Origin of the sequence: Streptomyces narbonensis, assembly GCF_014649015.1 — a bacterium.
GTDB classification, from domain to species: Bacteria; Actinomycetota; Actinomycetes; order Streptomycetales; family Streptomycetaceae; genus Streptomyces; species Streptomyces narbonensis.
Genome location: NZ_BMSF01000005.1, coordinates 180,772 through 207,098 on the forward strand (window position 1 = coordinate 180,772; position 26,327 = coordinate 207,098).

The window sequence follows — 26,327 nt, forward strand, 5'->3', positions numbered from 1 at the left end:
GCCGGATCCGGCAGGGCGGCGGCCCCTTGGCCGGGCCTCAGGCCGGGCGCCAGTCGGGCCGACGGCCACTGAGGCCGATCACGCGGTCGAGCAGAGGAGCGCCGTCCGGCACCGCGACGACGGGGCCGAAGAACCCGTCGCCGGAGGTGTCGTCGGTAGGAGTCAACAGAGCCTCGGAGACTCTCAGTTCCCCCTCGCTCACCTCGTAGGCCTGACCGGTCGCCCGCGCCAGGTCCCAGCCGTGGATCAGCAGCTCGTCCAGCGCGATCCGCCCCATGACGGCGGCCGGCAGGTCGATCCCGCCCGCCTGCGTGTCCCCCTCCCAGGCGCCCGGCTCGCGCCAGGCGGCGGCCAGTTCGTCCAGCACCTTCGGCAGGACCGTCCGCCAGTCGTCCGCAAGCACCGGACGCGTCGAGCCGGGCGGCGTGCCGGTCGTCGGCCCGACCCGCTTGCGGGCCGCGTCGCGAAAGGCGACGCCGAGCCCGGCGAGATGGCCGAGCAGTTCCCGTACTGCGTACTCGGGGCAGGGTGTCGGGTCGCCGAGCCGGGCGTCGTCGACGCCCTCCGCGAGCCGGGCGACGCGCTCCGCGGCCGCTCCGAGGTCGATCGGTTCCGTGGGTGAGGTGTTCTCCATGCAGGGCAGACCGCGGGGCCGCCCGAAACTCATCGGTCGATACGGTGCGACCCTCGCGGAGGGGCGAGGGTCCGCCCGGCTCAGGTGGCGACGGAGAGCAGGTCCACCACGAAGACCAGGGTCGAACCCGCCGGGATCAACGGCGAGGGCGACTGCTTGCCGTAGCCGAGCCGCGGGGGAACGACGATCTCGCGCCGACCGCCGACCTTCATCCCCCTCACCCCCCGGTCCCAGCCCTTGATGACCCTGCCGCCGCCCACGGCGAACTTGAACGGCAGGCCCCGGTCCCAGGAGGCGTCGAACTCCTTGCCGGACGCGAAGGTGACGCCGACGTAGTGCACCCGGACGACAGTGCCCGGCTTCGCCTCGGCTCCGTCCCCGACGACCAGGTCCCGGACGGTCAGCTCGGTCGGCGCATCCCCCTCCGGAACGCTGACCTCGGGTTTCGTCGGTTCACTCATCGCAGCCCCATCCCTCACCGCCGGAAGCCCGCGCACAGACCTGCCGGACGCATCGAGCATAGGCCCGAACCGTGGGCCGCGTGTCCCGGGAGGCGGTCTCCGCGGACGCCTTCGGACGGGATCGTTCTGCTGGTGGTGGGGGGCCGTGGACGAGGCGCCCGAAGGCCCAGGCCACGGCCAGGAGGAAGGCCATCGTCTCCGCGGTCGTCTTCGGCGCGGGCTTCATGGCGGGTCCCACCGCCATCACCGTGCTGGTCCGCCGGATGCTGCCGCAGCAGGCGTGGACCCTCGGGCATCGCGTGGCTGACCGTGGCGTTCAGCGTGGGCCAGGCGGTCGGCCCGCTGATCTCCGGCATCCTGTCCGGTTCCGAGGGCGGCATCGCCAAGGGGCTGTGGCTCTCCGTGATCCTGCTGCTCGTGTCCGCGGTCGCGTCGCTGTTCCAGCGCGAGAGCGAGCCCGCCCCTGAGCCGCAGGTCGCCGACACGGTCACGGCCAAGTGACCTGAGCCGCACAGCGGGTGAGGACGGGACGCCCGGCCGTTCCTCCGACCGGGCGTCCCGTCCCGCTCCCTCCGGAGCGGCCGTGCCCGGCCCGACCGCCGCCCGCTGACCGGCCGGTGCCGGCCGGCCCGCCCACCCGCCGCCCCGGCACCGCGCATCCGTCCCACACGTATGCGCTAATGGAGAGAAGGGTGGAGGGCGGAGGACGGCCCACGAGTGCGAGGTCGGCAGTGAACGAACGTCGTGCGCCATCGGCAGACGGTCCCTCCACGCCTCCGGAGCCGCGGACGGACCGCGTGGACACCGCCCTGCACCATATGGCGGACGGTTTCCTGCTGGTGGACGGCGACTGGCGGATCGTCTACGCGAACCCTGCCGCCGACCGGCTCTTCGGTACGGACGGCAGCCGTACGGGCACCGTCGTGGGGCGGCCGCTCCGGGAGGCGGTCGAGGGGTTCCGCCAGCAGGCGGAACTGGAAAGCCGCTGCCACGAGGCGGCCGAGTCCCGTGAGCCGGGCGGAATCGACGTACAACGGTCGTCCGACGGCCACTGGTACCGCATCAGGATCGCACCCGTGCCGGACGGCATGAGCGTCTACGTCAGCGACATCGACGAGGCGCGCATCCAGGAAGTGAGGGCGTCCCGGTCGCGTCACGAGGCGGTGCGGCGGGCCGAGCGGATCAAGAACCTCACCGTCTCCCTGTCGGGGGCACTGACCGTCCAGGACGTCGTGAACGCGGTGGCGAGACGCGTCCTGCCGCCCTTCGGCGCGGACGGACTCACCATCGGAGTGCTGGAGGAGAGCAGGGCGAACCGAGTACGCGTCGTGGGCGTGATCGGCTACCCCGACACCTTCACGGCGATGGTCGAGGCCGAACCGGTTCCCGCCGTCTCGCCGGTCGCCGACGTGCTGAAGGGCGGCGCGCCGCTCTTCGTCGAGACCGTCGAGGAGCACATCGCCCGCTATCCGCACATGGCACCTCGCGTGCACGCGTCAGGGAAGAAGTCCTGGGCCTTCCTCCCGCTCATCGCGTCCGGCCGGTCGATCGGCGCCTGCTCGATCTCCTTCTCGGAGGACCGCCGCCTCGACGACGCGGAACGGACCCTGCTCCTGGCGCTCAGCGGCCTGATCGCCCAGGCGCTGGAACGGGCCCGCCTGCACGACGCGGACCGAGACCGGGCCACCGAGCTGCAACGCGGGCTCCTCCCACGCGACCTGCCCGCGCTCCCGACCCTCACCGCCGCGGCCCGCTACCTGCCCGCGGGGGAGGCCATGGACGTCGGCGGCGACTGGTACGACGTACTGCCCCTGTCGTCCGGCCGGGTCGCATTGGTGATCGGCGACGTGATGGGACACGGCCTGACGGAAGCCGCGACCATGGGACGCCTCAGGACCGCCGTGCGCACGCTCGCCGACCTCGAACTGGCCCCGGACGACCTGCTGGTGCACCTGAACGACCTCGTCGCCGACCTCGGCGAGGACCTGTACGCGACGTGCCTGTACGTGGTCTACGACCCCACGGACGCGAGCTGCGTCCTCGCTTCGGCGGGACATCCGCCACCGGTGCTCGTGGACCCGTCCGGCACGGCACGCTTCGTCGAACTGGAGCCGAACTCCCCCCTCGGAGTGGCCGAGCCGCCGTTCGAGACGAAGCGGGTGCACGTACCCGACGGCAGCCTGCTCGTCCTCTACACGGACGGACTCGCCGAGACGGCCACGCGGCCGATGAGCAGGGGGATGGACCTGCTCAAGGCCACCCTCGACGAGGCACTGGCCCACGAGAACCCCGGCGCCGCCCCCGCGACGGACCGAACCGACCCCACGACGAACCATGGTGTCCCCGCCACGAACCGCGCCGACCCCGTTCCCGATCTCCTGCTCGACCGGATCTGCGACAGGCTCACCGCCGCACTGCTCCCGTCACCGTCCGGTACGACCGACGACGCGGCTCTGCTCGTTGCCCGCCCCCGCTCGTTCAGGGCGTCCGACATGGCCAGCTGGACCCTCCCCGAGAATCCTCGCGCAGCCGGTCAGGCGCGCGTCCTGATCCGCGAGCAACTGACCCTCTGGCAGCTGGAAGACCTCCTGATGGCCACGGAGCTGATCGTGAGCGAGCTGGTCACGAACGCGGTGCGGTACGGGCGGGGTCCCATCAGGCTCCGTCTCCTGCGCAGCGACTCGCTGGTCTGCGAGGTGGCGGACGGCAGCCTCACGACACCTCACGTCCGCCGGGCCGCCGAGACCGACGAAGGGGGAAGGGGGCTCCAGCTGGTGACGGCCCTCGCGCACCGCTGGGGCGCCCGGTACGGGACGGCGGGCAAGTACGTGTGGACCGAGCAGCAGCTCCCGGTGACGACGGTCGCCGGCTGAGAGCGCGACGTGCGGGCAGACCCGCTGGTCAGGGCATGGACCAGGTCTGCCGCCACGCGGGCGCCATGGGCCCCGTCGCATTCCTGCCTCTGTTCCCGGACGTGAGCTCCGCGGATCTGGAGGGACGCCCGGACCGGCCGCGCGCGCGGCCGGTCCCGATCCCTGGATGCGCTGCGCCCACGGCGGCACGGGCGGTTCTTCCGCGGCGTCGCGTCACGGTGGGGCACACTGGCGGCGTGCGCATCGTGATGATGACGGCGGGGTCGCGGGGCGACGTCGCGCCGTTCACGGGTCTGGGTGCCGGTCTCGTAAGGGCTGGGCACGAGGTGACGTTGGCCGCGCACGGTGTGTTCGAGCCGCTGGTGGCCGGGTCGGGGGTACGGTTCCGTCCGCTTCCGCTGGACCCCCGCGCCGAACTGCACTCCCCGCGGGGCCGACGGCTGCACGATGCGAGGACCGGCGCGGGAAAGCTCGTACGGCTGGCGTCCATGGCCCGGGGAGCTGCCGACGAGATGACGGCGGCGCTGGTGGAGGCGGCGCGGGAGGGTGAGGTCCTGCTGGTCAGCGGGTCGCTGGGACCGCTCGGGTACGCCATCGCCGACGGCCTGTCGGTGCCGGCCCTGGGGCTGCACCTCCAGCCGCTGCACCCGACGGGGGAGTTCCCGGCTCCGGTCCTCGGCACGCGGTCCCTGGGCACGGTGGCGAACCGGCTGAGCGGACGGGTCGTCATGACGTCCGTGGAGCTGCTGTTCTCCGACGCCGTGCGGTCACTGCGGCGGCGCCACGGGCTCGTGACGGCGGGCAGGCGCCGGGGCAGGCCCGCGCGACCGGTGCTGCACGGCTACAGCGAGCTCGTCGTCCCCCGACCCCGGGACTGGCCCGCCGGGCTGGAGATGTCCGGGTACTGGTGGCCGCACGAGACCGGGCGGTTGTCCCGGGAACTGGAGGACTTCCTCGGCGCCGGGCCCCGACCGGTCTTCGTCGGCCTGGGCAGCGCCACCGTTCCCGATCCCGAGCGGGTGAGCCGCGAGGTCGTCAGCGCGCTGCGTGCGGCGAAGGTGCGGGGGATCGTCCAGCGGGGCTGGGCGGGACTGGACGCCCTGGGCGACGACATCCTGACCGTCGACGAGGTACCGCACTCCCTGCTGTTCCCCCGGACGGCCGCCGTCGTCCACCACGCGGGGGCCGGTACGACCGGCGCCGTCCTGCGGGCCGGGGTGCCGACCGTTCCCGTGCCGGTCCAGTTCGACGCGGCGTTCTGGGCATCCCGGCTGACCGCGCTGGGCACCGCACCCGGGGTGGTGCCGCTGCGCCGCCTCACCTCCGGCGCCCTGGCCGGGGCCCTGCGCCGGGCGACGACGGACGACTCCCACCGTGCGCGCGCCCGCGCGCTGGCCGACCGCCTGGCCAGGGAGGACGGGGTCGCACCGGTGCTGGCCGCGCTCGACCGACTGCCCCGCTGACCGCCCGCACTCGACGGGCTGCCACGGCACAGGCGCACGCGCATCCGGCTCATCCCACGCTGGAGCCGTTCGACCAGGAACGCTTCACCGGACTGACGACGTGGAGTCCGGCCGCCGTCCCCTCGTCCGCCGGGGCCGGTCGGCGGGGCCGCCCGGCCCCGGCGGACCGGCTCACTTGGTCTGCGTGGAGAGGCTCACACCGCTGAAGTCCTGCGCGGCGGCGAGGCTGAAGTAGACCCAGCCGGACGGCGGGTTGTCGATCGTCAGCGTCTCGCCGTTGCCGGCGTTGGTGGACTTCGCCTGGTGGCTGCCGGTGGTGGCCCAGTTGCCGCCGCCGTAGTACAGGTCGGCGTTCCCGGTGCCGCCGCTGCTCGTGATGGTCAGCTGCTTGACGCCGGCCGGCAGGTACACGAAGTGGTAGCTGTAGTTGCCGGTGGCGGCCGCGAGATCGTCCCGGCGGCAGTTCTGGTCGAACTGACGGGGGTCGCTGATGGTGCAGAGCGGGGCGGCGGCGGTCGAGCCGGCCTCCGGCAGCGGACCGCAGTCGGCGGTCGCGCAGGTGGTCGTCAGCCAGGTCGCGAAGCCCGCGTCGTAGCGGGTGCCGATGGTCTGCTTCAGGAAGGTGCGGGCACCGGTCCAGTCACCCGTGCGGTACTTGTTGAGCATGGTCTCGACGTCGGCGGGGTGCGCCTGGAGCATGTAGCGGACCGCGAGGAAGCCCCAGCGGTAGACCCGGCTCGCGTTGACCTCGGGGTCCTCGTCCTGGCCGTAGACGGTGTCGAACAGCTCGCTGAGCTTGTACGTGCCCTTGCGGGCCTCGGCGATCGCGTCGGCGTTGCGCTCGTTGCGGTATCCGAACGAGATGTTCTCGGCGATGCCCTCGACCCACCAGATGGTCGGCGTGGTGATGCCCGCCTCGAAGTCGCCGTGCATGTTGTAGCGGCCGTCGAGGTAGTGGGTGTACTCGTGGTTGAGGTTCCAGATCTGGAAGTCCGGGCGCAGCCAGTGGGCCTCGTGGGCGATGAAGCGGGCCTGGTTGCCCGCGGCCGCCGGGTTGCCCTCCTCGTACATGCCGCCGTTGTCGACGTCGATGTTGTAGATGGCCCAGGCGTACAGCGCGTACTGGGTGTAGTCGTCGAAGACGACGACCTCCAGGTTGGTGTTCACGTCACCGGGGATCGCGCCCTTGTCGCCGATGATCCGGTGGAAGTAGGCGTCCTGGTTGATCAGGCTGGTACAGGTGCTCGACAGCTGACCGGGCGACATGTCCTGGGCGCGGATCTTCAGGTCCGGGTTGCACGAGTGCTGGATCGGCAGGACCGCCGGGAGCACGCGCTCGCCCAGGTCGCAGATGGCGTAGGCCGCGCAGTTGCCCCTGTCGTACTGGCGCGTGGACCAGCCCAGGTTCATGGTGATCGGTGCGGTGGGGCCGACGTTCGGGTAGCGGTTGATCAGGTCCTTCAGCAGCGGCCGGAGCCGGTCCTTGAGCTCGGGGACGTCGAGAGCGTGACCGAGGTGGCGGCCGACGTTGCTGACGACGTCCAGGCGGTTCAGCTGCGCGCCGTTGCGCGTGATGAACCCGGCCCAGGTGTCCAGGATGGTGGGATCGGCCTTGAGGGCCGCCCGCCAGCCGCGGCCGTCGTTCTTGGCCTTGAAGCCGTTCTCGACGACCCATTCGACGTGCTGCATGGAGAGGTTCATCTGGCCGGGCCAGGTGCCGTCGTAGCTGCCGAGCATCCACTTGACGATGCCGGCGTACCGCCCGGCCGTGTGGGTGCTGTCGATCAGCGTGACGACCTCGTTGAGGATCTCGCCGTTCGCGTCGGTGACGTCCTTGCTGCGCGGGGAGGCGAAGAACGCGTCCAGCGCGCCGCGCGCCGAGGTGTCCAGCGCCGTGCCGTAGTCGCCGACGACGGCCGCGTTGTTGTCCTGGACGTAGTAGCCGGCCCGCAGGAACAGCACCAACTGGCCGATGGAGGCGTTGTTGTTGCCCGCGTACGTGGCGGAGGCGTCGCGCAGAGCGTTGGCGACGGTCACCATCTGGGCCTCGTGGAAGGCCTTGCGGGCGTTCTCCCCGGTGAGGTTGAACAGCGGGTACGTGCAGTTGATCCGGGGGAGCGCCTTGAGCTGCTGGACCAGGGCGCTGCCCGTGGCGTTGACGACCCCGCCGAGGTCGGGGCACTCGTCCGCGACGGCGGCCGAGGACCGCTTGCCGCTCTTGGCGGACGTGGCCTTCGGGGCGGGCGCCGGGCCGGACTCCTCGGTGCTGTCCTGCGCGGAGATCCTGAAGCGGGAGCTGTTGCTCATCGCGTCGGGCGACTTGGGCACCGGGATCGACCGCGGTGCCGGGGCCGCGGCTCCCGGCGAGGTCGTACGGGCCGGGGTCGGGGCGCCGGCGGAGGCGGCCTGGGTCTGCGGCGCGAAGAGGCCGAGGGCGAGGAAGACGGCTGCGCCGAGCGCGGGAACTCTGCGCGCGTTGGCTCTCGATATCCGGAACGGATGCATCTGTGGGGGCCTCCGGGGCCGTTGGAGCCGCGTGTTGGGGACACGCGACGATGATGTGTGACATGTAAAATTGCACAGCCCGCTACGCGCCGGAAGGGTTTCGGCCAGATTCATCGGCCGCCGCAACGGAAACGTTGTCAACTTCCGGCCCGGACGGGCCCAGTTGACCCGAAAACTCCGCCGATCACGCGCAGGGGCCCGCAAGCTGGGCCCCGAGACATCCCGACACCCGGACATCCCGGCATGCCGACATCCTGGTATGCCGGCGCATCGGCGCATCGGCGCATCGGCGCATCGGCGCATCGGCGCATCGGCACGGCGCATCGGCGCATCGGCGCCGGTGGCGGCGTCCGATGTGTCAGGGCGCGATGACCGGCGGGGACACGCGATCCGGAAAAGCCGGGCCCTCGGTGCGTGAGGGCCCGGCTCTCCCGGCGCCAGCGTGCGTGTCTCAGTCGTTCTCCGACGCAGGATCCCGCGTCACCCGGCGCGCCGTCCGCTGTGCTCGCAGCGCGGCCCTCGCCGCAGCTGCCTCCCGTGCGAACCGCTCGGTCAGCAGACGTACCCGAGCCGCGCGCTCCGCACCGGTCAAGCCCGTGAGCCCCAGCCTGGCGTCACGCTCCTCCTGGGACACCGTGCCCCCTCCCCTCAGCCGCGCTCATCGACCCCATCCGGCCCAGAGACCGCACAGCCGAACTCGGCTCACCCACGCCAGAGATTGGCGAAGGCGGAGTTCTCGATGGTCCGCCTCTGCCGTACGGCCTCCAGCTCCATCACCGCGTCGTGGACGGCCGCCACCACCGCCGTCACCGAATCGTCGGCGAGGCCGGGCTCGTCCTCGGGCCGCGGGCCCCCGATGCCCACGGCCGAGGCGAGGGCGGCCAGGACGGGTTCCTGCGCCTCCCAGCGGGCGTCAGCCCTGCGGCGATCGGGCGTATCGACCGGTTCCACGACGTTCGAGCCGAAGGACAGCCGGCCGCTGCGCTTCCGCGTCAGCTCACCGCCCTCCTCCAGTGCGGTCTGGTAGGCCGCCGAAAGGTCCCTGCCCCGGCGCCACAGCCAGTCCGCGATCCGCTCGTACGGCGGCTCCAGGGTGAGGCGTGCAGCGGCCTCGTCGAGCAGCCGGTCATCAAGGGTCGGCGCCCCGCCCGGCACGATGCGATCGTCGTCCACGGTGACGGCTGCCGCACCGATGAGATCGATCAGCTCGGCTCCCGCGAGTGCGAGCGACAGGTCGCCCTGTCCCACGGCAAGCTCCGGCCTCGGGTTGCCCAAAGAGATGATGAACAGATCTTTCGCCGTGGTCATGAACGGCTCCCTTCGGAGACATCGACAGAGGTGCATCCGCATCGGCCCGGCCCAGCCCGCAGTCCGGAGCCGGTTCGCCGCCGGGGCGACTTCCAGGAGCAGTATCGCCTCCGCCCGCGACGCCCAAAGCTCAGTATCGCGGGACGACTTCCTGCCGACGGCCTCCGGACGACGCCGAGCCCTCCCCGTGGGGGAATCCATAAGTCAGAGGCGGCCCGGGCGAGGGATGAGGAACACTTCGCCGGGTGATCGTGATGCAGCCCGTCCTGGAGATCTATACCGCTGACGGCTTCGACCTCTGGCCCTTCGCCGAGATCGAGCCGTTCGGATTCCTGCCCCTCAGCGGCGGACTCTCACCCGCTGAGGTCGGAACGGCGGTCATGCGCATCGCCGACTGCAACGACATCGAACCCGACGCCGAGGCAGACCGCCCGCCCCGTCCGACCGACGCACGGGCCTCGTTCCTGCACGGACTGCTGACCTTCGACACCCTCTTCGCGGCCGGCGGGCTGCGAGTGACCGACACCTCCACAGGCGTCTCCTTCCAGCCGGGCTGCTGCGACGGGCTGGAGGACTGGCGCGACTGGCACCGGCTCCTCGATGGCGACACCTTGCTCGGATTCGGCCACGACCCCGTGTCGCCGGTGGCGGAGCGTACCGGTGACCGCGTACGGCTCACGATCAACGCCGAGCAGTGCGACGGCCCGGTGATCGAGCTGACCGTCACCGAACTCCGGCACCTGCTCACCGCAGTCGAGCACGACCTGGCCGACTTCCTCGCCCTGGCAGCCGACTGGGCCTCCCGGCATGTGCCTGACCACTGCACACCCGTCGTGGCCGCCCTCTCGCGCGTGCTCGACATGCCTGGACACCCGGAGTCCTAGGGGGTGTCGTCAAATTCCCGTCTGCCCCGCAACGCTCCCCCAGCTACCGCTGGGAGGTGCCCCCAGGCACGCACTCTCGCCGCACCGGGCGAAAGCCCACGTACGTCCAGTACGTGGGCTTCCACCCGGCACGCCGAGAGCACGCACCAGACGCCGCGGGGCCGCCCTTCGGGCAACGACGGGAATGTGACGACACCCCCTAGGACGGCGGATCCCGTACACGCCACCCCGAACATCGATCGAGGCGACCGACTCAGTCGTCCGCCGCGACGACGAGCGTGATCCGTCCGGCCGAGCGGTCGATGAGCACGTACTCGTGGAAGTACTCGTGCACACGCCCCCAGTCGTGAACGGCTTCGTCCCCCAGCCCGCTCAGGCAGTAGACGCGGTCGGCCGCGGCCAAGCGGTCGAACACCTCCTGCTGCAGATCAGCCGCCAGCTCGGCGGGTACGTCCCCGAGCAGGTTCGCCCACTCCCGGAGGACGTGCGCGCTCCTCTCCCGACCGACGCTCTCGTAGACGTCAGGTGTGACCAGGCTCAGCCAGTACGGTCCGTGCCTGGACCCCTCCACATCGACGCCACCGCCGGCGTAGTCGTCCCGGAACTGCTCATGCCCGACGAGCGCGGCGAGCACTTTCCGGCTCCCTACGGACTCCGCGGGGAGCCGCAGGTGCTTGATGTCGACCCACCTGCGGCCGTGCGCCCCCGAATCCTGGAACCTGTAGTGCCGGAAATTGATGAAGGCGCCGGCCTCGTGGGTGAGCTCGATATCCATGGCGCCACAGCCTAGGAGTCGAGCCGAGCGCACTCTGCCGGCCCATCCGACAGGCCCTATGCGCAGATGTGCTTGAAGGAGGTCGCGCCCGGCCGGGCGCGGAACTTCACCTCATGCCCGGCGTCGTCGGTGAAGACGGCCTCCGTCGGGGACTTCACGGTCATCGTGCCGCGCTGGGTCGGGTTGCCCCACCCGTCGGGCGGGTTGCCCGATCCGTCGGAGAGCGGGGTCACCGCCTCGTAGTACGTCGAGCCGATGCGGGCCTCGTCGATCCCGCAGTGCGTGTACAGCTCGAAGGGGATCACCTGGGGGGACGGTGTCGCCCGGGCGGACGGCGTCACCGGGCCGGACGGCGTCGTCGGGCCGGCACTCCTGCCCTCGCCGGCACTCCTGCTCTCGCCGACCTCCCTGTTCTCGCCGGCCCCGGTGCATCCCGTGAGCAGCCCGGTGACCAGCGCGAGGGTGAAGATGATCTGTCCGGTTCTCTCAGCCATGGCCCTTCGACGCTCGGACCCGGTCGGCGGTTCCGCACCGTGCCTCGCGGGCCGGCCCCTCCGCCCTGCCTGCCGACCCCCGTCGTGACATGGTGGCGGCATGACCTTCGAAGTTCGCCCGGCATCGGTGTTCGAGGACGTACGGGCCGTGGTCGGTCCGAAGTCTCCTGCTGCCAACGTCTGTTGGTGCCTGAGCTACCGGATCCCGTCCAAGCTCAACAACGAACTCCGCGGGCCGGCCCGTGGAGAGTACGTGGGCGAGCTGTGCCGTATGCAGCCCCCTCCGGGGGTGATCGCCTACGACGGTGACGAGCCGGTCGGCTGGGCTGCCGTGGCACCGCGCTCGGACACGTCCTTCGCCCGGAGTCGCACCATCCCGCACGTCGACGACCTGCCGGTGTGGTCCCTGTGGTGCATCCGCGTGCGCCCCGGCCATCGCAAGCAGGGGGTCTCACACGCCCTGATCGCCGGCGCTGTCGAGTTCGCCCGCTCCCACGGCGCCCCGGCGATCGAGGCGTACCCCGTGGACAACGGGGAGGCACGGGTGGACATGACGATGGCGTACGCCGGGATCCGCAAGAACTTCGAGCGCGCGGGCTTCACGCACGCGGCCGACACCACCTCGGTGCTGGCCGGACACCCCCGGGTCGTCATGCGACTCGACCTGCGCTGACGGATCCGCCCTGCTGCCTGGCCTTCGCCCTTGCGGGCATCGCGCTGTCCGAGTTCCCCTCGCCGGCCCGGTTCGGCCCGCACTCGTAGAAGCCGTGCACCGCAACGACGGACAGCCACGCCTGTGCCGCAAGGCATGTCAGGCGTGGCGTCCGTAGGGTCTGTCGAGTTCCCGGGGTCTGTCAGGCCCCCAGGGCCACTCACGTCCTCATGGTCCCTCGGGCCCGTCGAAGATCACGTGCTTGCTAGCTCAGGAGTGTGGCTCCGGCCCAGTCGGCGTGGTCGCTGTTGATGCCGTCTCCGGCGTCGGTGGCCTTGAGGGTGAGGGTGGTGACTCCGGTGACGTCGAGGTCGATGGAGGTGGTGGCGGTGGTGGGGGTCATGGGGGTGGGGGATTCGTAGAGCTTGGTGCCGTCGCCCCAGACCTCGAACGTCACGGTGGCGTTGCTCGTGACCTCGTCGTCGATGCCGAGGTCGGACTGGAAGCGGGCGTAGCCGCCGTTGAGGTCGTAGGTGATGGTGCTGTTGGCGTGGGTGCCGATGCCCTTCGCGTACGTGGTCCCGTTGAGCCTGAGGGTGTTGCCCTCGACGCTCTTGTCCTTGTTGATGCTGCCGAAGTCGCTGCGGGCGCTGCTCCAGGTGAGCGAGCTCAGGTCGACCTGCCGGCCGTCGCCGCCGGTGGAGGCGGTCACGGCGTTGCTCGCGCCGGAGACGTTCCCGGCGGCGTCGACCGCCTTCACCGTGAAGGTGTACGGCGTCCAGGGCGAGAGGGCCGTGGCGGTGAAGCGGGTGGCCGCACCCGTCGTCGTACCGACGAGAGTGGTGCCGCGGTAGACGTTGTAGCCGGTCACACCCACGTTGTCGTCCGACGCCGTCCAGGCAAGTTCCACACTGTCCGAGGTCGCGCCGCTCGCAGCCAGGCCGGTCGGCGCCGTGGGAGCGATGGTGTCGCCCGCCGGGGTCCCGGCGTTCGCGGTCACGGCCGCGCCGGCGGTCACCGGCACCGTCACGTACGAGACGGTCTTGCCGTACAGCGACTTGGTCTGCGCCGCGTGCGGCGTGCCGTTCACGGTGATCGTGTCGTGGGTGCCGTAGAACTGGGCCTCCCAGTTCACCGTGCCGCCGGAGTTGTTGGTGAGCTTCGACGCCGTCGTACCGGTGTGCTGGAGCTTCAGGTCGTTGTCCCCGACCTTCAGGTGGTCGATCTTCACCCACGGCGTCTCGGAGGTCAGCCGCGGCACGGTGGCGAGCTTGTCGTTCGGGGCGTCGGGCTGCACGCCCATCATGCCGTCGATCGTGCTGCTCACCGCGAGGAAGGAGATCTCGGGGTACGTGTTCTTGTCGGCCATGAGCTTCTTGAGCCAGGCCCAGCCCTCTGCCGGACGGTTGTACTGGTAGAACATCTCGGGCAGGTAGGAGGTCGCCTCGACGTTCAGGTCGTCGTCGTTGGCGGCGATGAAGTCCAGGTAGCTGTTGGTCCGGGGGCCGTGGTCGCCGAGCCCGGTGAGCATCATCAGGAAGCTGGCCTCGTGACCCCAGCTGCTGTAACCGGTGCCGGCGGCGTCCTTGCCCCGGACGTACCGGTTGTTCGCCGAGTCCCACCAGTTGTTCTCGAAGTGGGTACGGACCCGCTTGGCGCGTTCCGCCCACGTGGTGCTGCCGGCGTTGTCACCCCGCGCCTTGAGGATCGCCGAGTACGCCAGCATCGACTGGTACTGGTAGCCGAGGGAGTCGGCGGCCGAGACCAGGTTCTCGTTCGGGAACTCGAAGAAGGTGGCGGTGTACTCGCCCGGCTGCTTGCGCGAAACGGGCTGCTCGGCGGCCGGGTTGGCGTCGTTCCACTTGACCTCGTGGCCGGCGAGGAAAGTCCCCATCGTCGAGTCGTAGAACTTCGAGAGGTCAGGGTCGTTGAGCCACGCGGAGTCGCCGGTCCACTGGTACTGCTTGTAGGCCTTCGTCATCAGGTTGAAGGGGGAGGGCAGTTCACGGAAGCCGGTGCCGTCGATGTAGTACATCGCGCCGTAGGAGCTGTGCGCCCACAGCGGCCAGCCGTTCTGGCCCGGATCGTCGGCGTCGGCGGCGAAGGTCTTCATCATGTGGAAGGTCTCCGCGTCCAGGCCGACGGCGTGCGCGCCGTCCGACTGGTGGGAGATGTCGCGGTTGTAGTACGACTCCCGGTTGGTGTAGGCGCCCCAGTAGCCCGGCTCCACCGTCGGGTGCGAGGCGTTCTTGAGCCGCCACCACTCCGGCTCGTGGCCCATCATCGGGTTGCCCGGGTGGAAGGTCATGGCCAGTGCCCGGTTCTTGCCCCAGTTGAAGCCGTCGTTCAGGGCCGCGTTCGGGGACTTGATGCTCAGGCTGCTGGTCGGCGCTCCCGCGTGCTCCTGGATCGTGATGCGGTCGATCCGCGGGACCTCGCCCGTCGAGGTGGCGGTCAGCTCGATGACGTCGCCGGGCTTGAGCTGCACCTTGCTCGACGTACGGGTGTCGATGTTCACCGGATCGGTGTGGTCGCGTCCGTAACGGCGTGAAGTGCCCCAGGAATCCACGGTGGTGGAGTTCACCGTGAGCTTGTAGGTCACGCCGTTCTCGGTCATGCCGTTGTACCGCGTGATGAGGTCGTATGTCCCCGCCGTGCCGGAGAAGGTGGTCCTGGCGGAGCTCGTCTGGCCCGAAGTGCCCCGGACGTAGGTGACGTTGTCGACCGTCGTTTCGTTCCAGGTGTGGTTCACGGTGTCCGTCGCGAAGTTGGTCAGCGACATGCTCTCGGCTTCGATCACGTACGGGCCCGCTGCCGCACCGGCGGCGGTGGCGGCCATCGCCGGCGCCGGACCGGGTAGGGCGAGCGCGGTGCCGACCACTGCGAGCACAGAGGTCAACGCACAGGCAGAACGACGCATTTGCGGTCGATCCTTTCGGGTGGGGGTGTCCCTCCGGAGAGGGGGATGACGGCCGCCGGAGCGGCCCTCTTCCGGTGAGGGTGAGGGTGAGGTGAGCTGAGCTGAGCGTGTGAGGTGAGGGGGCAGGGCCGGAACCTCGCGGTGGTCGAGCCTCAACCCCTGTTCAACTGTGTTGAATATTGAGGCTTTTGGCGAAGCCGCTGTCAATACTTCGCACTCGCATCACTTGCGTCGGTCGCGTCAGTAGAGCGGGGAAGTGCCGACTGGGTCGGCGATGGCCCGGGGGTGCCGAAACTGTGCTGCAAGACCTTGAAGTTCGCATGAAACTGCAGGTAGAGCGCGTTAAGGCGCGCCCTGCCTCATGATTCCGGCCGTGTGGGAGGCAGTGCTTCCGAGTGCTCCGACGGTGCGCGTGACTGAGCGACCAACTGAAGGGTTTCAATCTTGGATTGACGTGCCTTCAGAAAAGTTTCACCACCGTATTGCATGCGCAGCTGGGCGTCAGTAGGGTCTCGGCCCGTGAGGGCTCTGCAAAACGCACAAGAATCCACATCGCTGCCGGTGGTCGACCGCCGCAGGGCATGACAAAGCGGCCCGCTCTACGAAGAGCGGACCGTGAGACCGGACCTGCGTGGGCGCTCGGAGGGAACCGCCGTAGGAAACGAGATCGCCATCGACCTCACCTCCGCGCAGCGCGGTCCCAGCACGCGGAGCGCCCCTTCCCGAGGGACGCTCACGCTGACCGCCCGCGCCGCCCGCATGCACCCGGTCGAGCACCGAGTCGAGCGAGTGCGCTGAACGCCGCCGCTCAGGCGTGTCACGTCACCGCGGGCTCGGTAGCGATCACGTCACCGCGGGCTCACACGTGATCACGACGCCGCGCGGGTCCTCGTCGGGTCGGTCTTGGGCGGTGAGTCCTGCTGGTAGAAGATGTCGATGTCCACCTCTTCGCCGCCGACGGTCAGGGTGTCCCAAGCCCCGCTCTCCCACAGCGTGCGCAGGGTCGAGGAGCCGAGCGTCTCCAGGTGGGTGCGGAGAGTCGGGTCGTCGGGCATGCCGGGCAGGCGTGGCGCCAGTCGGTCGCGGATCGACCGCAGCCGCTCCATGAGGGCGTCGATGTCCGCGTCCCTGTCGAGGTCCTTCCCCTCGCTCTCCTCGATGCTCTGGGCGATCTTCTCCTTGATCGGGCGGCTGACACCGTTCTCGTCGGTGGTGATCATCGTGTTCCACGCGCGGCTCTTGTGCCGGTACTGGAGCATGGACATCGCCGCTTCGTGCCGTGCGAAGTCGGCGTCGCGGAACGGCCTGCCCGTCCAGGCTCCGTTGAGGGACCGGGCGAGCGAGACCGCCGAGCCCAGGCCGCTGTTGAGCCCGCGCCCCGGCCAGAAGTGGATCGCGTTCGCGGCGTCGCCGAGGAGGAAGCCGTACGTCCCGGGGGACGACGCCGTGGCGGAGTGGAGACGGGTGGTGAAGCGCGGGCGCTGCACCATGTCGAGCCGGAAGGCGGTGACGGCGCTCAGGTCCTGCTCGGCGACGCCGAACAGCGCAAGCCCCTCCAGAACCCGCTTCCACAGGGCCGAACCCCTCACCATGGCGGGCAGGAAGAGCGTGCTGTGCGTCGAGCACTGGAAATCACCGTGGCCGTCGCGCCCCATGACGCACGGGCGTGAGGCGATGCAGTCCTCGAACACGTGCCGGACCGGGTCGATGCCGACCACTTCCGCGGCCTCGGTGTCCGTGAGCCGCATGTTCAGGAATCCCTCGCCCCGCAGGGCGTTGAGGAGAAATCGGTTCTGGGCCACGGTCAGCAGGACCGTCATGGGGTCGGTGAGAGCCGACTTCACGCGCAGGCCCAGGACGACGTCCTGAATGTGCTGACCGTGCAGCGAGTAGATGGACTTGTCGGCGTTGCCGAACCTGTCGGCGAAGTATTCGCGCGTTCGGGAGCGACCGCCCTCGCAAATGGCGAGTACGTGATCCCTGGTCTCGGTCTTCTGATGCTCGGCCGCGTCGAATGCGGCGGGGATCAGACGGATGCGATCCGGCTTTTCGTTGGCCAGGTCGAGGAGCGTGTCCTCGATGTAGGCGATCCGGAGGTTCCTCGGGCTGTAGCCGCGGACCGAGTCGGGGCCGACCGGCCACATCTCGGTGAACGCGTCGCCACGGAACAGCCGTTCCTGTACCTCCTCGGGGAGGTTCAGATACTGGCGGCTCTGCACCGTGACGACCTGCTGCCGGCGTACGTTGCCCTGGCTTTCGTCCTTCCAGACGACCTTCGCCCCGTCCTGGGTCCACCGGCCGTCGTAGACGGTGATGGCGACTCGATGCCCCATGAGGTGTTCCAGCAGCAGAGCGAAACCCAGGCCGACGGGGCCACCGCCCGAAACGGTGACGTTCAGTACCGGCCCCGCCGCCAGGGTCGCCTGGGAGGAGGGGCTGAGCGGGCGCAGCACGGAGAGGTCGAGGATGGTCTCCATTGCGTCGGCCGCTTCGAAGCGGAACGTCTCGGTGCCTATCTCGATGAGATCCCCGGGCTGCAGCTCGTGCGAGGTCACGCGTGCGCCGTTCACCCGCGTGCCGTTGATGCTGCCGCTGTCGTACAGCACGAACCCGTGCCCTTCACGGCGCACTTCGGCGTGAGAGCGCGAGACGTTGCCGCCGACTATCACGATGCTGTTGTCGCCGTTGCGACCCAGGGTGAGCGGTGTGGCGCCGATCGGGAACCGCTGTCCAGAAAGGGAGCCTTGATGGCCGACAAGCCGAGGAGGCATGGGTCACCCAATTCCATGAGTCACGGATCCGATGACGAATTGCGATACCGGTAACCAGAGAGCAGCACCCTGCATCACACACCGCGAGTAGCCCGGCACGCAGGGCAATCTTAAAGCGGAGGGGAGGCTGATGAGAAGGCATGCGGACTGACTGATCATCATTCGGAGGTCATTCCGTGAAGATGTAACAGTGGGAGCCCGACAGGGACGGCTGAGGTCCATGTGAACTGTGTGCCAGGAATTCTGTGCCCCTGCCGCCGCGGTGATGTCCTGCCCCCGCCGTCAGTTGTGTCCGCCCGATTCGTCGCCTGCCGTCCGGGCCTGCTTGCGGTAGGCCCCCGGCGGGGCTCCGAAGTGTCGTTTGAAGGCTCTGGCGAAGGCGAACTCCGACGTGTACCCCGTGCGTTGGGCGACGGTGCTCAGCGGGGTCGACGATCCGTCCAGCAGCCGCGCCGCGGTGGCCATCCGCCAGTTGGTCAGATAGGTCAGAGGCGGCTCGCCGACCACCGAAGCGAAACGGCGGGCGAACGCCGCGCGGGACAGCCCGGCGTGGGAGCCCAGCGACTCCACGGTCCAGGGACGACCGGGATCGTCGTGCATCGCCTTCAAGGCCGGGGCGACTGCCGGGTCGGTCAGTGCGGCGGCCCAGCCCCGGGTCCGCTCCTTCGGCAGGTCGGCGTACCACGAGCGGAGGATGTACAGCAGCAGCAGGTCGATGAGCGCGGTGACGACCGCGTCCGAACCCGGCTGCGGAACGTGGAACTCGGCGCACAGCTGGTCGACCGCCGAGCGCAGCACCGGGTGGCGGCCGGGAACCGCGGGGAGGTGGATGACCTCCGGCAGATCGCCGAACAGAGGGTGCGGGCGTTCGACGTCGATCGCGTACGCGCCGCACACAAGCACCGTGCGTGGCCCTGGTCCGTCAACGGTGACCTGGCCGATCGGCGACGAACGGTCCACGCGCTCCGGTGCGAAGTCCACCGGAGCGCGGTCCGGCGCGTCGCACAGGGTGTGTCCGCTGCCGCGCCGCAGGAACACGATGTCGCCGGGGCCGAGCGCGAGCGGTCGGCCGTGCGGTGGCAGCAGGTGGCAGTGCCCTTCCACGACGACATGGAATCCGGCCCCTGAGACGGGTTGGAATGTCAGGGCCCACGGGGCGTGCGCGTCGGTGCGGGTCACCATCGGGCGTCCCGTGCGCAGGACTTCGAGGGTGTCGCTCAGGATGTCCATGACGCCACCCTAGTGCTCGCCAAGCGAGACGATGTGACAGGAAATCAAGACTGCAAGTCATTCACCGTCTTGATCGTGGGGTCATACGTTCCTGTCATGGCCGTTGCCGCATCTCGGCAACGCATCGACGAAGGAACGGATCCCATGTCTCTGGTCGGCAAGAAGATCGTGATCATCGGCGGAACCTCCGGCATCGGCTTCGCGGTAGCGCGTCAGGCCGCGGCAGCCGGCGCGGACGTCGTGGTCGCCTCCAGCAATCAGGACCGCGTGGACGCCGCGACGAAGCGGCTGGGCGAGCAGGCCGAAGGCCGCCGCCTGGACGTCGCCGACGGCGACGCCATCGCTGCGTTCTTCGAGCAGACGGGGGAGTTCGACCACCTCGTCTACACGGCGGGCGAATCTCTGCTGATCAAGCCGTTGGCCGACACCACCCCGCAGGAGGCCAGAGCCGTCTTCGAGCGCCGGTTCTGGGGCGCGTTCCTCTCAGCCAAGCACGCCGCACCGCGACTGCGCGACGGCGGCTCGATCACCTTCAGCTCCGGTGTCCTCGCGATCCGCCCCCTGTCCGGAACCGCGCTCGCCGCAGGTATCACCGGTGGCATCGAGGCCCTGTCCCGGGCACTCGCCGTCGAACTGGCCCCCCTGCGTGTCAACGTGATCCAGCCCGGTGTGATCCGCACCGAGCTGTGGGACGGCAGCGTCCCGGACCCGGAGGCCTTCCTTCAGGGCGCCGGATCCGAGCTGCTGACGCGACGTGTCGGCACTGCCGAGGAAGCCGCGGCGGCCTACCACTTCGTCCTGTCCAACGCCTACGTCACCGGCACCACGCTCGCGATAGACGGCGGCGCGGCACTGGTGTGACACCGGCGCCACGCGCGAGAGCGCGCGGATCGCGGGGGGTGGGCGTCAGGGCCTTTCAGGGCAGCGGCGGGGCGCCGGTCGCGGCGAGGGACAGTTCCCAGAGTCGTGCGGCGGCTTCGGGGGCGATGGCGTAGTCGCGGACGCCGCCGTCGTCCATGGGCTCCTCGGGGGCGGAGACGCGCGCCACGTCGCAGTCCTCCAGATAGAGCCCGCCGAGTCCGCCGAGGAGGGGCGACGTGGCCGCCCACAGGCCGGTGGCGGCGCCCTGGGAGGGAGTCTTGAAGCCGGCGCCGATCACGTTGCCGTGTTCGTCCACCCACCCGCGGTCCATCTGCTCCTCGGAGCTCATCTCCCGCTGGAGGCCGGTGATGATCTTGCCCGGGTGGAGGGCGAACGCTCGGACGCCGTCATCGCGTCCGAGGGCGTCGAGGTGGACGGCGAACAGGACGTTGGCGGTCTTGGCCTGGCCATAGGCCAGCCACTTGTCGTAGCCGGTACGGAAGTGCGGGTCGTGCCAGCGGATGTCGGTCAGGGTGTGTCCGGCGGAGCTGTTGACCACGACGCGCGCGCCCTCCGTCGCGGCCAGGAGCGGGTAGAGCCCGCTGGTGAGTACGAAGTGCCCGAAGTGGTTGGTGGCGAGCTGGCCCTCCCAGCCGGGCCCGACCCGCCGCTCCGGGGTGGCCATGACGCCCGCGACGGCCATCAGAAAGTCGAGCCGGTCGAGCCGCTCCCCGATCTGCACGGCGGCGGCGCGCACGCTGCCGAGGTCGGCCAGGTCCATGGCGACGACCTCGCAGCCCTTCACGTCCTGGAGAGCGCCGCGGGCGATCTCGGGACGGCGCGCCGGAACGACGACGCGGGCCCCGGCGGCCGCCAGGGCCCGCGTCGTCTCCAGCCCGAGTCCGGAGTATCCCCCGGTGACCAGGGCGGTCGTGCCGGAAAGGTCCAGGCCGGCCATGACGTCCTCGGCGGTCGTGGCGGAGGAGAAGGATGAGCCGAGCGGCTGCTGATCAGGAGTGGTCATGCCGCCGACGCTACGATCTAGAGCGCGGTCTAGATCAACTCCCGGACTGCGTGGCATGGCCCATCGCGGCGCACCAACTGGTCCAGCTCCTCGGCGGATTCGACCCTGAGGCGGTAGATGCCCTGGACGCTCGCCGAACGGACCAGGCGCCCGTCGGGCTATCGCGGGCCGGGCCTGCTCGCGGGTACCGGTTCCCGCGAGCAGGGGTCGGGGGCCAGGGCTCAGCGGGCGCCGAAGACCTGGGTCCAGTAGGGACCGCCGCTGGTGTGGATGCCGACGCCGATCTCCTTGAAGTCGCAGTTGAGGATGTTCGCGCGGTGGCCGGGGCTGTTCATCCACCCTTCCATGACCTGCTCCGGAGTGCTCTGGCCCATCGCGATGTTCTCGCCGTACGTCGACCAGGGGTAGCCGGCGGCCGTGACGCGCTCACCGGGGCCGTCGCCGTCGGGGTTGGTGTGGTCGAAGTAGTCCCGCGCCGCCATGTCGTCGGAGTGGCCCTGGGCCGCCTTGGTCAGGGTGGCATTGGCGCTCAGGGCTCCGCAGCCGGCCTTGGCCCGCTCGGCGTTGACCAGCGCGATCACCTGATCCGCCGCCGAGCTCTGTCCCGTGTCGTGCTGCGGATCGCCGCCGGGGCCGGGGTCCGTGCCGCTCGTGGGGGCGTTGGTCGTCGCCGGCGCCGAAGGTGTGGCATCGGGGGCAGGAGTGGTGGGGCGCTTAGTCGCGGGCTTCGCGGTGGTGGGGTGAAGGCTCTTGGTGGGGGCGGCCGTGCTCCGCTCCGGGGCGGGCGGCTTGGAAGCGGATGCGGATGCGGATGCGGAAGCCGAGGCCGAGGCGCTGGCGGAGGCACTTGCCGAGCGGGAGGTCGTGGACGGGGACGCGGAGCCGGAAGCCGTCGACGGGGAGCCGGTGGCCGTGGGCGGAGAGGCGGTCAGCGTGTCCGGTTCGTTCGACAGGGAAAGGTCGAGGCCGGAGGCGGGCGCCCTGCTCGCCTCCCACAGCTCCTCGTTCCCTTGGCGGGCGGAGTGCAGGGCGAAGACCCCGCCGGTCACCGCGGCGACGGCGATGCCGGCCGCGACGGCGGCGCGGCGACGGGTGCGGTCGTCGGCCTGGCGGCGCCGACGACGGGACGCACGGGTGCTGCGCCGGTCGGTCGACGCGGTGGAGGGGCCGAACTCCGACAGTGCGAAGGAATCCGGGTGCTCGGTGTGATCCGCGAGACCTGTGCGATCCGTGTGACTGCTGTGACCCGTGTGGCCCGCGTAACTAGTGGGATCAGGGATCGGGTCGAAGGCCGCGGTCGTGTCGAGGGCGCCGGGGACAGCAGGCGCTGCGACCGTGCCGAAGGGCACGGACGCGCCGGTTCCCGGGGCGCCGACGGGCTGCGGCGAGACGATTTCCGTCACCCCGGCGCACTGTGCGCAGTGGACGGTGTGACGGGCCAGGTGGTCGCGCCAGGGCGCGCTCGGCTCGCCGTTCCAGCCGGCGGCGTGCCGGTCGAGGTCGGGGCAGCGCGGTGCGTGGGCCAGGGCCGCGGTCACGGACCGGGCGGCCTCCAGGCGTATGCGTGCCGCGTCCATCCGTATCGCGGTGTCGTGCGGGGCCCAGTTCAGCGCGGCGGCCGTCTCGTACCGGCTCAGCCACCCTTCCTCCTCCAGCGACCACAGGGCCACCATCAGGGTGTCCTCGACGTCCAGCCAGCAGAGGGACTCGGTGAATTCGGTGCGGGGGGCCGCCTGCCCGGCCGGGAGGCCGTGCGTGGCGGCCGCGTGGGCGAGGGTGCTCTCCACGGCCATCGAGACGAGCCAGGGTCGGAAGGCCTCCGGGGAGGGCAGCGTGCCCAGTGCGAACTCGGCACGGCCGAGGGTGTCCCGCACGACGGCTTCCACGGTCGCTTCGGCGCCGGGCCGGCCGTCGAGGGCGCGGACCGCGAGGACGCGGACGAGGGGCTGGTGGAGGGCGACGAGCTGATCGCGCGCCCAGGGATCGCCGTACTGCGCCGCCCGTACCAGCTCCGTGTCTGTCAGCTGCTCATGGTCCAAGGTCCGCTGCACGCTGTCCGTCCTTCACTGCCTCTTGTGGAGTTCCTTGCGCACAGGAGAGCCTCGGCCCGGCGTGGGGATAACGGAAAGAGGAAGACGGATTCCGTGACGTGGGTCACAGGTGGTGGGCGTCGCGGGACTCAGGCCCGGTGGCGTTCGAACCTGAAGTAGGCGAAGCCCTCGCCCGGGCCCGGCGCGCGGGTCCACGAGCGGGTGGTGAAGGTGCGGAGTCTGCCCCGGGTCAGGGCGAAGCGGGGGAGGGAGAGCCCGAGTTCGGTGTGCAGTGCCTGGAGCAGGCGCCGTTCGGAGTCCGCCTCGTCGTCCTCCGGGCGGAACAGCCGCGCCGGGTCGAGGGCCTCGGGTATCGAGCCGGAGCGACGGATCTCCGCACCCCGCACGGTGAAGGCGTAGAGCTCCTCGCCGCCCTCGGCCACCGACAGGTGGAACGCGGCGGGACGGTCCGCCTGGGACGAGCTCCGCGGGTCCCTCCACACCACCACCGCGCGGCCGGAGCAGGAGGCGGCCTCGCCGGGGGACAGGAAGAGGTCGCTCAGGTAGTGGCCGGAGTATCCGTCGAAGGCGAAGGACCACACGTCGCCGGCGAGGCCGACGGCGACCACGGCCCGGTCCTCCCAGAGTTCGACACCGTCCCGTTCGTGAGGCCTGGGTGCCCGCCGGGCGACGGTGTGCGGATCCGTGGGCGAGCTCAGCCCGGCTCCCTCCTCGCCGATCAGGGCGGGCAGCCGGGCGGGGTCGGTCCCCTCCACCCACACACAGCGGTACGCGTCGAACGACTCCTGGTACGCCGCCGGTTCCGCCAGCCAGGCGAGGCCCGGCGGGTCGAGATCGGGCACCGGATCCGGAGCGGGCCCCGTCCCCCCGGCCCGTGGTGTCGCGAGGAGCTCCCGTCCACGCTCCGGGGTGATCAGCGGCCCCAGGACCGGGTCGGCCAGCAGACCGAGCGGGGCGATCAGCAAGGGGCCCGGAGCCTCCCACAGCGGCAGCGCGTCCCGCAGTGCCCGCCACGCGGCGTCCGTCGCACCCCAGACCGCCGACTCCCGGGCCTCGGCGACCGCCCGGCCCCACGGACCGCCGGGCGCGTAGCGATGGGTGCCCGCCCTCACCTCGCTCAGGACGGCCTCGACGGTCCGACGGTCGGCCCCCCGGGCGGCCATCATCCCGACCCAGTGGTCGTCGTCGTGCCCCGGACGCCGCGCGGTGCGGGCCGCCTCCGCCGCGGCCTCCACCGGGAGGATCTCCGGCAGGTAGAGCGGGTCCGTCGTCAGGAGCCAATGCCCCTGATGGTCATGCGGGGCCGACAGGTGCCGGAGCTGGTTCAACAGGACGCCGCTTCGTGGCCGCCCGAAGGACAGCGCCTCCTGGAGCAGGGGCAGAGCCTCCTCGTACCGTCCGCGCAGGGCGAGCGCGTGGGCCTCGTCCACCCGAGCGTCCTGGGCGCGCGTGGTCGCGTTCACGAACTCAGGGCTCCCCGCCCGGTCGCCGTGGAAGCCGCGGTACATGGCTTCCATATACGCGCGGAACGACGGGTAGCGGTCCGGGAACTCCCCGCTCCAGCCCTTGTAGACGTACAGCGCCCACTCGCCGTCCTCGTCGGTGTCGCCGGGGTCGAGCAGGGCGTGCGACATGTCGGAATCGGTCTCCAGCCGCAGAGCCCGCCGCCACATTCCGGCGAGCAGGACCTCCTCCTCGCGCGGGTCGTCACCCAGACCCTGCTCGTACAGCGGGGTCATGCCGAACGGATCGCCGAACCAGTCGATATCCGCGGTGCCGCCGAGCTGATAGATCCCCGCCGCCTGCTCCACGAACCACCCGTCGCTCACGGCCAGGAAGTCGCGGTACGAGGGAGGCAGCCGCTGCCCGAGCCGCTCCTCGACCGCGGCGATCACCGCTGCGTCCGCACCCGGCCGGCACAGGGGCACGAGCGGCTCGTCGTCCTCGTCCGGGCGCGGAACCCACTCCTCCTGCCAACGGTTCAGGAACGTCTGCCAGTTAAAGGTGTCACTGCTCATGGAGGCGATGCTGTCACCCGGCACTGACAACGACACGCTGCCCCAGCCACCCCGCCACCCCGCTGCCCCGGCGCACGGCTCCGCAGGGGCGCAGGCAGTGTCAGTGGCCGGGTCTACCGTGCTACCCATGAAGATCGAACCCCTGCTCGAAGACCTGGACAGCGACGACGCCACGCGGGCCGAGGCCGCGGCCGCGGAGCTCGCCGTGCGGGCCGACACCGTCGTGCCGGAGCTGCTGCGCGGTGTGGCGGACCTGCGGGGGACCGCTCTCCAGTCGGTCGTGCGGGCCTTGCGGCACATCGGGCCGCCGGCCTTCGAGGCCGTACTGGACGCCTGTCGGCGTGGCGAGGTGCCGGGCTGGCAGGCGGGGCGACTGCTCGACGTCTTCGACGAGCGGTCCGCCGACCAGTACGCGGCCCTGGCCGCCGACCCGGACTACGGGAGGTCGGGCCACGGCTTCTCGGGCCTCATCAGGCTGCGCGTGGATACGGAGGCCGGAGTCCGGGCGCTGGTGGGCACCTTCGGCCGCGGGGGCGTCATCCCCTACAAGGCATCCGACTACGCCCGGCTGTTCCACGACTCCATGCGGCCGCGCCTGCGCGACCTGCGGCGTGACCCGTCCGCGTCCCCGAGGACCAGGCGGGGTGCCATGGCGGCGCTCGTCGCGGGCGGCGGAGCCGACGCGCTCGACGACCGCGACCGCGCGGTGATCGAGCGGCTGATACGGGTGAAGATCCCGCACGAGATCCCGAATCTTCCGGACTCGACGCTCAGCGGCTGGTGGATGGCCGTGCCCGGCGCGACGTACGAGGGCGTCTTCGAAGCCCTGGGCCTGCACGAGCGGCGGCCCGTCACCGTCTCCGCGGGCGTCCAGGCCTCGGAGGGCCGGGAAGTCAGGGTGCCGGGGCCGGACGGCGACGACCGGTACGTGGGGCGTGCCTTCGTCACCCCGGAGCTGAACGGTTGGCGCCTCGTCTTCGGTTCCTTCGAGCAGCTCGTCGGCGACTTCTGGGACGGCATGATCGAGACGGTCGAGCGGGTCAGCCTCCACTGCGGCCAGGCCCAGTTCTTCTTCCTGGACGACGCGGGGGGCTCCGACATATGGATCGTGGCCGAGAACGGCAGGGTGATCCGCCAGTACGTCGCCGAGAGCGACCCCGAATGGGAGGGCGACCCGCTGCCGTGGGAGACGCTCGCGGCCGACGATCCGGACTTCGACCCCGAGCGCGACGAGGCCCCCGCCAACGCGGGCACCACGGGCGCCCGGTCGGCCTGCGCGTACCTCTCCGTCGACCCCGGCGAAGTCGGCCCGCAGACCGAGACGAGCGGCCACGGCTGGCTGGCCGTCACCGCACCGGGCATCGGCCACGGCGCGTTCCCCGGGACGCTCCGCATCTGAGGAC

Annotated in this window: 20 protein-coding genes; 8 read left to right on the plus strand and 12 right to left on the minus strand. The window is 70.7% G+C overall.

Features of this window, described 5'->3' with window-relative positions; translation table 11 throughout:
* Positions 1-37: 37 nt before the first annotated feature.
* Together IE124_RS11525 and IE124_RS11530 are read right to left on the minus strand one after the other, a co-directional pair.
* A complete protein-coding gene (locus IE124_RS11525; RefSeq protein ID WP_229832376.1) occupies positions 38-667 on the minus strand; it encodes a TIGR03086 family metal-binding protein in 630 nt (209 codons plus the stop codon).
* Positions 668-714: 47 nt separating this feature from the next.
* Positions 715-1,095 carry an FKBP-type peptidyl-prolyl cis-trans isomerase gene (locus IE124_RS11530; protein WP_189507511.1) on the minus strand — a complete coding sequence of 127 codons (381 nt, stop codon included), beginning with the start codon at positions 1,093-1,095 and terminating at the stop codon, positions 715-717.
* A 309-nt stretch (positions 1,096-1,404) separates the two neighbouring features.
* Between IE124_RS11530 and IE124_RS11535 the strand changes: the two genes are divergently transcribed.
* From IE124_RS11535 to IE124_RS11545, 3 genes are all read left to right on the plus strand, one after another.
* Positions 1,405-1,596, plus strand: coding sequence for a hypothetical protein (locus IE124_RS11535; RefSeq protein WP_189507512.1), 192 nt, complete (start codon positions 1,405-1,407; stop codon positions 1,594-1,596).
* A 296-nt stretch (positions 1,597-1,892) separates the two neighbouring features.
* Positions 1,893-3,968, plus strand: a complete 2,076-nt coding sequence (locus tag IE124_RS11540) for an ATP-binding SpoIIE family protein phosphatase (protein ID WP_189507514.1) — start codon at positions 1,893-1,895, stop codon at positions 3,966-3,968.
* Positions 3,969-4,204: 236 nt separating this feature from the next.
* On the plus strand, positions 4,205-5,431 hold the full coding sequence (locus IE124_RS11545) for a glycosyltransferase (RefSeq protein WP_229832377.1): 1,227 nt from the start codon (positions 4,205-4,207) through the stop codon (positions 5,429-5,431).
* 171 nt (positions 5,432-5,602) lie between these two features.
* Here IE124_RS11545 and IE124_RS11550 read toward each other — a convergent pair whose 3' ends face one another.
* On the minus strand, positions 5,603-7,936 hold the full coding sequence (locus tag IE124_RS11550; RefSeq protein ID WP_189507517.1) for a M9 family metallopeptidase: 2,334 nt from the start codon (positions 7,934-7,936) through the stop codon (positions 5,603-5,605).
* Between the two features lie 702 nt (positions 7,937-8,638).
* Positions 8,639-9,244 carry a GOLPH3/VPS74 family protein gene (locus IE124_RS11555; RefSeq protein WP_189507519.1) on the minus strand — a complete coding sequence of 202 codons (606 nt, stop codon included), beginning with the start codon at positions 9,242-9,244 and terminating at the stop codon, positions 8,639-8,641.
* A 254-nt stretch (positions 9,245-9,498) separates the two neighbouring features.
* On the opposite strand from IE124_RS11555, the gene IE124_RS11560 reads away from it, so the two are divergent.
* Complete coding sequence (locus IE124_RS11560; RefSeq protein ID WP_306432397.1) at positions 9,499-10,128, plus strand: hypothetical protein; 630 nt, start codon at positions 9,499-9,501, stop codon at positions 10,126-10,128.
* 253 nt (positions 10,129-10,381) lie between these two features.
* Here IE124_RS11560 and IE124_RS11565 read toward each other — a convergent pair whose 3' ends face one another.
* Both IE124_RS11565 and IE124_RS11570 read right to left on the minus strand, forming a co-directional pair.
* Positions 10,382-10,903 carry a hypothetical protein gene (locus tag IE124_RS11565; protein WP_189507523.1) on the minus strand — a complete coding sequence of 174 codons (522 nt, stop codon included), beginning with the start codon at positions 10,901-10,903 and terminating at the stop codon, positions 10,382-10,384.
* 56 nt (positions 10,904-10,959) lie between these two features.
* Complete coding sequence (locus tag IE124_RS11570; protein ID WP_189507525.1) at positions 10,960-11,397, minus strand: hypothetical protein; 438 nt, start codon at positions 11,395-11,397, stop codon at positions 10,960-10,962.
* 100 nt (positions 11,398-11,497) lie between these two features.
* Here IE124_RS11570 and IE124_RS11575 point away from each other — a divergent pair, with 100 nt between their 5' ends.
* The gene (locus IE124_RS11575) at positions 11,498-12,070 is read left to right on the plus strand and encodes a GNAT family N-acetyltransferase (protein WP_189507526.1); all 573 of its coding nucleotides are present in this window, start codon (positions 11,498-11,500) and stop codon (positions 12,068-12,070) included.
* 244 nt (positions 12,071-12,314) lie between these two features.
* Here IE124_RS11575 and IE124_RS11580 read toward each other — a convergent pair whose 3' ends face one another.
* On the minus strand, positions 12,315-14,939 hold the full coding sequence (locus IE124_RS11580; protein WP_189507529.1) for an NPCBM/NEW2 domain-containing protein: 2,625 nt from the start codon (positions 14,937-14,939) through the stop codon (positions 12,315-12,317).
* Between the two features lie 645 nt (positions 14,940-15,584).
* Here IE124_RS11580 and IE124_RS11585 point away from each other — a divergent pair.
* Positions 15,585-15,767 carry a hypothetical protein gene (locus IE124_RS11585; RefSeq protein ID WP_189507531.1) on the plus strand — a complete coding sequence of 61 codons (183 nt, stop codon included), beginning with the start codon at positions 15,585-15,587 and terminating at the stop codon, positions 15,765-15,767.
* A 71-nt stretch (positions 15,768-15,838) separates the two neighbouring features.
* Here IE124_RS11585 and IE124_RS11590 read toward each other — a convergent pair whose 3' ends face one another.
* Together IE124_RS11590 and IE124_RS11595 are read right to left on the minus strand one after the other, a co-directional pair.
* Positions 15,839-17,740 (minus strand): FHA domain-containing protein, encoded by a 1,902-nt coding sequence (locus tag IE124_RS11590; RefSeq protein ID WP_189507533.1) that lies wholly within the window; start codon positions 17,738-17,740, stop codon positions 15,839-15,841.
* 282 nt (positions 17,741-18,022) lie between these two features.
* Positions 18,023-18,970 (minus strand): AraC family transcriptional regulator, encoded by a 948-nt coding sequence (locus IE124_RS11595; protein ID WP_189507535.1) that lies wholly within the window; start codon positions 18,968-18,970, stop codon positions 18,023-18,025.
* 144 nt (positions 18,971-19,114) lie between these two features.
* Here IE124_RS11595 and IE124_RS11600 point away from each other — a divergent pair, with 144 nt between their 5' ends.
* The gene (locus IE124_RS11600; RefSeq protein ID WP_189507538.1) at positions 19,115-19,831 is read left to right on the plus strand and encodes an SDR family oxidoreductase; all 717 of its coding nucleotides are present in this window, start codon (positions 19,115-19,117) and stop codon (positions 19,829-19,831) included.
* 55 nt (positions 19,832-19,886) lie between these two features.
* Here IE124_RS11600 and IE124_RS11605 read toward each other — a convergent pair whose 3' ends face one another.
* The 3 genes from IE124_RS11605 to IE124_RS11615 all read right to left on the minus strand — a co-directional run bounded on the left by IE124_RS11605 (position 19,887) and on the right by IE124_RS11615 (position 24,924).
* Entirely contained in the window at positions 19,887-20,855 is a 969-nt protein-coding gene (locus IE124_RS11605) for an SDR family NAD(P)-dependent oxidoreductase (RefSeq protein ID WP_189507540.1), read from the minus strand.
* Positions 20,856-21,076: 221 nt separating this feature from the next.
* A complete protein-coding gene (locus tag IE124_RS11610) occupies positions 21,077-22,906 on the minus strand; it encodes a CAP domain-containing protein (protein WP_229832378.1) in 1,830 nt (609 codons plus the stop codon).
* 128 nt (positions 22,907-23,034) lie between these two features.
* On the minus strand, positions 23,035-24,924 hold the full coding sequence (locus IE124_RS11615) for an SMI1/KNR4 family protein (protein ID WP_189507542.1): 1,890 nt from the start codon (positions 24,922-24,924) through the stop codon (positions 23,035-23,037).
* Between the two features lie 127 nt (positions 24,925-25,051).
* Here IE124_RS11615 and IE124_RS11620 point away from each other — a divergent pair, with 127 nt between their 5' ends.
* Positions 25,052-26,323, plus strand: a complete 1,272-nt coding sequence (locus IE124_RS11620; RefSeq protein WP_189507544.1) for a hypothetical protein — start codon at positions 25,052-25,054, stop codon at positions 26,321-26,323.
* The last annotated feature ends 4 nt before the right edge of the window (positions 26,324-26,327 follow it).

Excerpts from the sequence above, each read along its gene's own strand:
- IE124_RS11525 (WP_229832376.1), bottom strand. The coding sequence starts at position 667 with ATGAGTTTCGGGCGGCCCCGCGGTCTGCCCTGCATGGAGAACACCTCA.
- IE124_RS11530 (WP_189507511.1), bottom strand. The coding sequence starts at position 1,095 with ATGAGTGAACCGACGAAACCCGAGGTCAGCGTTCCGGAGGGGGATGCG.
- IE124_RS11550 (WP_189507517.1), bottom strand. The coding sequence starts at position 7,936 with ATGCATCCGTTCCGGATATCGAGAGCCAACGCGCGCAGAGTTCCCGCG.
- IE124_RS11555 (WP_189507519.1), bottom strand. The coding sequence starts at position 9,244 with ATGACCACGGCGAAAGATCTGTTCATCATCTCTTTGGGCAACCCGAGG.
- IE124_RS11560 (WP_306432397.1), top strand. The coding sequence starts at position 9,499 with ATGCAGCCCGTCCTGGAGATCTATACCGCTGACGGCTTCGACCTCTGG.
- IE124_RS11565 (WP_189507523.1), bottom strand. The coding sequence starts at position 10,903 with ATGGATATCGAGCTCACCCACGAGGCCGGCGCCTTCATCAATTTCCGG.
- IE124_RS11570 (WP_189507525.1), bottom strand. The coding sequence starts at position 11,397 with ATGGCTGAGAGAACCGGACAGATCATCTTCACCCTCGCGCTGGTCACC.
- IE124_RS11575 (WP_189507526.1), top strand. The coding sequence starts at position 11,498 with ATGACCTTCGAAGTTCGCCCGGCATCGGTGTTCGAGGACGTACGGGCC.
- IE124_RS11590 (WP_189507533.1), bottom strand. The coding sequence starts at position 17,740 with ATGCCTCCTCGGCTTGTCGGCCATCAAGGCTCCCTTTCTGGACAGCGG.
- IE124_RS11595 (WP_189507535.1), bottom strand. The coding sequence starts at position 18,970 with ATGGACATCCTGAGCGACACCCTCGAAGTCCTGCGCACGGGACGCCCG.
- IE124_RS11600 (WP_189507538.1), top strand. The coding sequence starts at position 19,115 with ATGTCTCTGGTCGGCAAGAAGATCGTGATCATCGGCGGAACCTCCGGC.
- IE124_RS11605 (WP_189507540.1), bottom strand. The coding sequence starts at position 20,855 with ATGACCACTCCTGATCAGCAGCCGCTCGGCTCATCCTTCTCCTCCGCC.
- IE124_RS11615 (WP_189507542.1), bottom strand. The coding sequence starts at position 24,924 with ATGAGCAGTGACACCTTTAACTGGCAGACGTTCCTGAACCGTTGGCAG.
- IE124_RS11620 (WP_189507544.1), top strand. The coding sequence starts at position 25,052 with ATGAAGATCGAACCCCTGCTCGAAGACCTGGACAGCGACGACGCCACG.